The sequence below is a fragment of the Bradyrhizobium sp. CAR08 genome (assembly GCF_052871955.1).
On sequence record NZ_JBIXJX010000050.1, the window covers coordinates 1 to 7,347 of the forward strand.

General features: G+C 56.6%; 6 protein-coding genes. All 6 read left to right on the forward strand.

From position 1 onward, the window contains the following. Positions 1-195: hypothetical protein (locus ACIPUD_RS39355; protein WP_446482935.1), on the forward strand; the 195-nt coding region annotated here is incomplete at its 5' end. A 1,181-nt stretch (positions 196-1,376) separates the two neighbouring features. Further along, on the forward strand, positions 1,377-2,987 hold the full coding sequence (locus ACIPUD_RS39360) for an ABC transporter substrate-binding protein (protein WP_446482936.1): 1,611 nt from the start codon (positions 1,377-1,379) through the stop codon (positions 2,985-2,987). Positions 2,988-2,995: 8 nt separating this feature from the next. Continuing rightward, positions 2,996-3,937 (forward strand): ABC transporter permease, encoded by a 942-nt coding sequence (locus ACIPUD_RS39365; RefSeq protein ID WP_446482937.1) that lies wholly within the window; start codon positions 2,996-2,998, stop codon positions 3,935-3,937. Between the two features lies 1 nt (position 3,938). Next, positions 3,939-4,820 (forward strand): ABC transporter permease, encoded by an 882-nt coding sequence (locus tag ACIPUD_RS39370; RefSeq protein WP_446482938.1) that lies wholly within the window; start codon positions 3,939-3,941, stop codon positions 4,818-4,820. Position 4,821: 1 nt separating this feature from the next. After that, a complete protein-coding gene (locus ACIPUD_RS39375; protein WP_446482939.1) occupies positions 4,822-5,829 on the forward strand; it encodes an ABC transporter ATP-binding protein in 1,008 nt (335 codons plus the stop codon). Further along, a complete protein-coding gene (locus ACIPUD_RS39380) occupies positions 5,826-6,860 on the forward strand; it encodes an ABC transporter ATP-binding protein (RefSeq protein ID WP_446482940.1) in 1,035 nt (344 codons plus the stop codon). The genes ACIPUD_RS39375 and ACIPUD_RS39380 overlap by 4 nt, the downstream gene beginning before the upstream one ends. Positions 6,861-7,347 lie beyond the last annotated feature (487 nt).

Below are 7,347 nucleotides of genomic sequence, written 5' to 3' on the forward strand. Positions count from 1 at the left end.
TACATCGAAAGCGTAGAACCTGTCCCCGTGTTCCCGAAGGTATTTTGCCAGAATGGTACGAAATTAATGCGTCTTGAAAAACTAGAGGCGCACTTGGGCGAAAACAGCGCTCGTGGCGCCGATGAGGATTTCACAAGGCGGGTCGAGGAAATAAAAATATATGCCGACCTAATCTCGAACTCGCCCGCCTCTTGAGGAAAACCAATCATGGCGGCATCGCCGTTTGCCTCGGGATACAAGCTGGCCGAAGGCAACTGCTGTTCCGACCTGTCGGCTGGATCTATCCGGTTGGCTGTTATCACTCCCGGAGCTTCGGCGACCACTATGCATGGCGCAGCTGCAACTCCGGGCGCGGTTGGCAGCCAAGGCGGCTAGCCGTCTTCTCGATGGAGAAGTCGCTTCGTCGGTCTTGGGTCGGGACTTTACGTCTAAGCTCTGGGTGAGGCCATCGTGTGAGTTGAAGGACGGCAATCCGAAGCTGAAAACAAGCGTACGCTCCGATACCGGCTGCAGTGCTGCCTCCATTGAATTCTGCGCTTCGGGCGGAGGTCTTGCTGGGCCGTCTAGCGGATCACCGATCGGACGAGACGAGCGTTGCAGTAATATTCGGGTGTCCCCTTGTTCTCGTTCAGGAGATCGCGATCGACTTATCCTCGCGCATCCTGGTAGGACCCGGAGCCTCGTCTCATGTCCAATACCAGCACTAGGGAAATTTGCCTCGACCCTTGAGTCCTTGGGCGCCTTCCGCAATTACTTGCGTCAGCTTTGAGATCCCCTCAATGAAAGAGGAGACACAATCCTGCAAGCTGCCGAAGTATTTTGGCTGCAAAAGCTCATCGGGAAGCACAGCCGCGGGTCTCGATAATGTCTTGAGGAAGGCCGTACTTAAGCTGCCTGCCACATCCTTCAGTGCGCGTAGCTGACGACGTTTCGAAGCACATGCTGCAGGGACGTGTCCCTGACCAAACATTCTGATTTTCCGCGGCCGCTGTGCGCGGAGATTACTGATGTGAGCAACGGCGAACAGGCAGCGTAGATCCACTTGATGGCTGACGCTTGTCGCTCCTGGGAGCTCGGCGTGCGACTGCCAATGCGTCGACTGACAAATTTGACGGACAAGCATTGGCCCCGATCTGAACCGATAACGGCAAAGGTCTCGAACCACCTCACTCAAGCAAGTAAACGCAGAAACTCTGCGCAATTCGCGCGAAACGGTACGCATCGCTGCATCCAGGAGGCTAGATTGCAGCAATTCTGGAGAAACCAGCCTTAGACTAGCACTCGATACAAACGGAGGGTGAAGCTGTCGCTGGCCGTCGTCATCAGGCAAATAGGCGCTCGCTATCCGCGCGGTGGCCAAATAGGGGAGCTGAAACATGACAATCTCACGACGTCACCTCATTAAGACGGGAGTGGCCGCCGGAACAGCTTTGTCAATTCCATCTATATTGCGGGCTCAGGGCGCGCCAACTGATGCGCGAACGGTCCGCATGGTGATGAACGGCGACCTTCGGGTCTTTGATCCTGTTACTACGACCGCCAACATCACCGGTGACCACGCGCTAGCAATTTACGACACGCTCTTCGCCGTCGATTCTAAGATGATGCCGCAGCCGCAAATGGTAGGTAAGTGGGGCATTTCTGACGACAAGAAAACGTATACGTTCGAGCTCCGAGAGGGTCTGGCTTGGCACGACGGCGCTCCCGTCACCGCAGCAGACTGTGTCGCCTCGATCCGGCGCTGGGCACAGGTTGCGCCCGCTGGACGGTTGATCATGTCGCGGACCAATGACATCTCGAAGAAGGATGACCGGACATTCACGATAACGCTGAGGGAGCCGCTGGGCCTCCTGATCGAACTGCTGGCGGCCCCTCAGACTCCGGGCCTATACATGATGCGCGAGAAAGATGCGAATCGTCCTGCAACCGAGCAGGTTACCTCGAATATCGGATCGGGCCCGTTCAGGTTCAATGAGGCGCTTGCCAAGCCGGGCGCGAGCTTCGCTTACGATCGCAATGACAAGTACTTACCCCGCAAGGAACCCTCCGATGGATTCGCTGGCGGTAAGATCGTCAAGGTTGATCGTGTGATCTGGAATAACATCGCTGATGAGCAGACGGCCCTTGCGGCGTTGCAGTCAGGCGAGATCGACTTCATGGAAGCTCCGCCTGCCGATTTCTACTCAGCAATATCGCTCGATCCCAATCTTGAGCTCCAGGTTCTGAACAAGTTGGGCAACGACGTCTACATCCGTTTGAACTTTTTGCAACCGCCGTTCGATAACGTGAAAGCACGCCAGGCGATGCTTCACTTGATCAATCAGGACGCCTTTATTGGAATCATGTCCCCCGATCCAAAGTACGGACGCCCGCTTACCTCGATATTTGGGAATGATACCCTCTATTCCAACACCGAAAACACTGGGTGGTATAAGAAGGGCGGCGAACCAGAAAAGGCAAAACAGCTTTTCAAAGAAGCTGGGTATGCCGGAGAGAAGATCGTCATCCTTCAGCCTACGAACGTAGCGTTGCTTAGCAACGCCTCGCAGCTTCTGGCGGCCGAGCTCCGAAATATAGGAATTAGTGCGGAGCTCGCGCCGAGCGACTGGGGTGGGATTACCGCGCGCCGTGCGAACAAAGGTCCCATTGAGAATGGCGGCTGGAATATCTTCATGTCGTGGGATTCCGACTACTCACATGGCGACCCGATTGCGCTTGGCGCAACGTTTTTTATCTCGTCTGGCGAGGAGGCTTGGTACGGCTGGCCCAAAAGCGACGAGTTTGAGGCTCTTCGGTCAAAGTGGCCCGATACTGAATCCGTCGAAGACCGAAAGGTGTTGGCCCGCAAGATGCAGGGAATATGGTGGGACTTTGTCGGCTCGGTTTTGATGGGTCAAACGGTCCTTCCAACAGCGCGCCGCAAAACACTTGGCGGCCTGATCGAAATGCCAGCGTTTATTCCGATGTGGAACATGCACAAGGCCTGAGATACAGAATGTCTGTCTACATCATTCACAGAATGCTCTCGACCGTCGCCGTAATGGCGCTGGTCGGGGTCTTCGTTTTCCTCCTTCTCAGGCTGTCGCCCGGGGATCCGGCGGCTATCATCGCTGGCGACAACGCGACACCGCAGATGATCGCCGGCATCCGCGAAAGCCTGGGCCTCAATGAGCCACTTCCGATTCAGTTCGCGCACTGGACGATGGGCATGTTGCGTGGCGACTTCGGGACTTCAGTGTTTGCTGGACGGCCGGTCCTCGAACTTGTTTCACAACGACTTGGACCGACCATTTCCCTTGCCATGCTCACGATGCTTGTTTCAGTGACCATCGGGGTTGGCTTCGGTATCCTCGCCGCATGGTGGGCTGGCGGCCTTATCGATCGTATCCTCACGGCGTTCTCTGCGGTTGCGTTCTCTGTACCAGTGTTCGTTGCAGGATATTTTCTGATATATTTGTTCGCCATCAGAGCGCATTGGTTGCCAGTCCAGGGGTACGTGCCTATCGATCAAGGCGTCGGATCCTGGTTTGTGCACTTGATCCTGCCCACGACGGCTTTGAGCCTTGCTTATGTCGCTTTTATCGCGCGGCTCACGCGGGCGAGCATGCTCGAGGTTTTATCAGAAGATTACATGCGAACGGCCGCCGCCAAGGGCGCCTCTTCGTATGCGTTACTTTTTCACCATGCTCTGAAGAATGCAGGCGTTCCAATCCTGACCGTTATTGGCCTCTGTTTCGCATATCTGATCTCAGGCGTTGTGATTACGGAGACCGTGTTCAACGTCCCTGGCGTTGGTCGCTTAGTCGTCGATGCTATCAACAATCGTGACTATCCGATAATTCAAGGCGTGCTCATCCTCGCTTCAGGCGTGTACGTGTTTATCAATCTCATGGTCGATCTCGCCTACAGTCTGATCGATCCTCGCATCCGGTACTGATATGACCCTTCTTTCCGCACCCATTGAAACGGCTCCGATGGGCCGCCTGCAGCTGTCCGATTTTCCCAGATTTATAAGGCGGCATCCGCTTGTCTTTCTAGGCGGTGCTCTTCTCACTCTGTTGGTCGTTCTGGCGCTGGCTGCTCCTCTGTACGCTGGCGATCCTCTGAGCATGAAGCCCTTCAAACGCCTTCGGCCGCCCTCGGCAGACATGTGGTTCGGCAGCGACAATCTGGGCCGTGATGTGTTTGCGCGAACTGTATTCGGTGCGCGAATTTCACTTCTTGTCGGATTGGCGTCAACAGCGAGCGCGGCTGTGGGTGGCGTGCTGATTGGGGTAATGGCCGGGTATAACCGCCGATTTGACAATGTCGTCATGCGGATCATGGACGGCCTGATGTCGATCCCGACGATCCTGCTGGCGATCGCTCTCGTATCATTGACGGGCTCCGGGATTGGCATCCTCGTCGTTGCCATTACGATACCTCAGATCCCGAGTGTGACGCGATTGGTTCGTTCTGTGGTTTTGGGTGTTCGGGAGCGCCCCTATGTGGAGGCAGCGATCTGCGGCGGTACACGTCTTCCGAAGGTGCTTTGGCGGCATATCCTTCCAAGCACCATTCCCCCACTCATGGTTCAAGGCGCCAATGTCTGCGCCAGTGCGATTCTCACGGAGGCGGGGCTCAGCTTCCTAGGCGTAGGTGTGCCGCCCGAAATTCCCAGTTGGGGAAATATGATATCAGGTTCTCGCTTGTATCTCGCCATCGCCCCGATGACGTGTTTCGCTCCGGGCATTTGTCTTGCGCTGACTGTCCTTGCCGTTAATCTGCTCGGAGATGGCTTGCGAGACTTGTTCGATCCCCGCTCCAAGCGGAGACGGTAATATGCAAACGAACAACACCAAAGAAGATGGCGTGCTTCTCGACGTCCGAGATCTTGAGACACATTTTTACGGCGAAGAAAGCGTCACCCGCGCGCTCGGCGGCATAAGCTTTCAAGTAAGAAGTGGCGAAACGCTCGGCGTTGTCGGTGAATCCGGATGCGGCAAGAGTATCACCGCTCTTTCCATTCTTCGCCTGTTGCCGAAGCTGACGGCCAGGACCATTGGCGGCCAGATCCACTTTCATGGACGTGATCTCCTGAAGCTTTCAGAGCGAGAGATGAGAAGGATCCGCGGCGACCGAATCGCCATGATTTTTCAGGAGCCAATGACGAGCCTCAATCCGGTTTACACTATCGGGCGTCAGATTGCTGAAGCAATTGAGATTCACACGAAAGTCTCCCGGTCAGAAGCCATATCAAAGTCCAAAGACATGCTAAAGCTCGTTCGGATCGCCGATCCCGAACGTCGAGTTAACAACTATCCACACGAACTCTCCGGTGGAATGCGTCAACGGGCAATGATTGCTATGGCGCTTGCCTGTTCACCGGAATTGTTGATTGCCGACGAGCCAACGACTGCGCTTGACGTTACAATTCAGGCTCAAATACTGCGGCTGATAGTCGATCTGAAAGAACGCACGGGAACGGCCGTGATGTTCATCACGCACGATCTTGGGGTCGTGGCGGAGACATGTCAGAGAGTAGTTGTAATGTATGCCGGCAGAATCGTTGAGCAAGCTACCGTAATTGATCTGTTCGCGCGACCGGCCCACCCATATACTAAGGGACTCATGCAGTCGCTTCCTGATTCTCGGCGCGGCCGGCGATCGCGCCTTCCTGAGATTCCCGGAATCGTACCCAGCCTGCGCACGTCGATTGTCGGGTGCAGCTTCGCGCCTCGCTGCCCATTCGCGATAGGCATCTGCCGCGAGAAGACGCCCACTATGGTCGATGTCGGACTCGGCCACAAGGCTGCTTGCTGGCGCTCCGAAGAGGTGATGGGCGCATGAGCGATCCTCTGCTGAAAGTCGAGAATCTGACTAAGCACTACCGATTGGGTATGGGATACCTCAGCAAGTCCTCCCCTGTGGTGCGGGCGGTCGAACAGGTATCTTTCTCTGTCGGTGCGGGGGAGACGCTTTGCATCGTTGGGGAATCCGGCTGCGGCAAGTCCACGATCGCGCGCCTTCTCATGCGAATCGTGGAGCCGACCAGCGGGCGCGTGACAATCGATGGAACGGACATTACTGATCTCACGGCAAATGCGCTTCGTGCCTGGCGCCGTCGGATGCAGATGGTGTTTCAGGACCCTTACTCGTCACTAAACCCACGCCTCACCGCCGGAGATATCATAGTCGAACCTGTCGAGAATTTTTCGCGCCTCAAACGGCCACAGCGTCAAGCACTTGCAGCAGAGCTCCTGCAAAAGGTCGGAATGTCCCCCGATATGATGCGCCGGCTTCCGTCAGAATTATCGGGCGGCCAGCGGCAGCGGCTCGGCATCGCACGGGCGCTAGCCCTGCAGCCCTCGCTCATCATCGCTGACGAGGCGGTTTCGGCCCTTGACGTCTCAGTGCGGGCGCAGATCTTGAATCTGCTGGTGGATCTTCAGCAGCAGATGGGCATTGCTTATGTGTTCATCTCGCACGACCTGAGTGTCGTCGAGCATATCGCAGATCGCGTAGCGGTCATGTATTTGGGGCGAATCGTGGAGCTGGCGCCGTGCGAAGCGCTCTTCGCCAAGCCAAGTCACCCCTACACCGAAGCTCTCATTGCAGCAGCTCCGGTGCCCGATCCGACCCGAGCTCGGTTGGAGCCGCCTGTAGAAGGTGAGGTGCCAAGTCCGATCAATCCACCCAGCGGATGCGCGTTTCACCCTCGTTGCCCTCTCGCGATCGAGCGTTGTCGTGTATCGGCTCCAGCGTTGGTGCCAATAGCGGACGGACACGTTGTGGCGTGCCATGTCCGCGCCCCGGCGTCAAACCTTGCAGTTCTTCAACCTTCTGCCGAGAGCCAGCCTTCACTCACCCCTGCGGCATAGCCGACACTGCTGCGGACGGGCATTGTAGCAATGAGCGGTAGCACGCCCACTGTGTCGAAGCGCGGTCCCGTCAAAAGCACGAAGCGCACGAGATCGCCGCGCGCATGGTGAGGGCCAGGATTAGTGGTCATGCCGCCTTTCGCACGGCCGATCATCCGGCTTCGAGTCCCCCCTTTGCGTCCTGTCCGTGGCGTTGACCTTGACGATGTTGGCCTCGACCATAGCGTATTCCAAGTCGAGATCATCGGACACGGCGTCAAACAGCCGTTTTAGTGTCGGCCGCCACCCGGTGGCGAAAGCGCGTGAAGACACTGTTCCAGTGGCCGAACGAGACCGGCAGATCCTGCCAGGGACCGCCATCGTGTCAATCGGCTTGCAAATTTGGCTCTGACTCACTTTTGATGAAGTTCAAGCGTCGGCTCGCGTTGGTTTCACAAAGGAATCAATATGATGCAGCGAGCCCTACGTCCGTCGGCCTTGGTCCCTC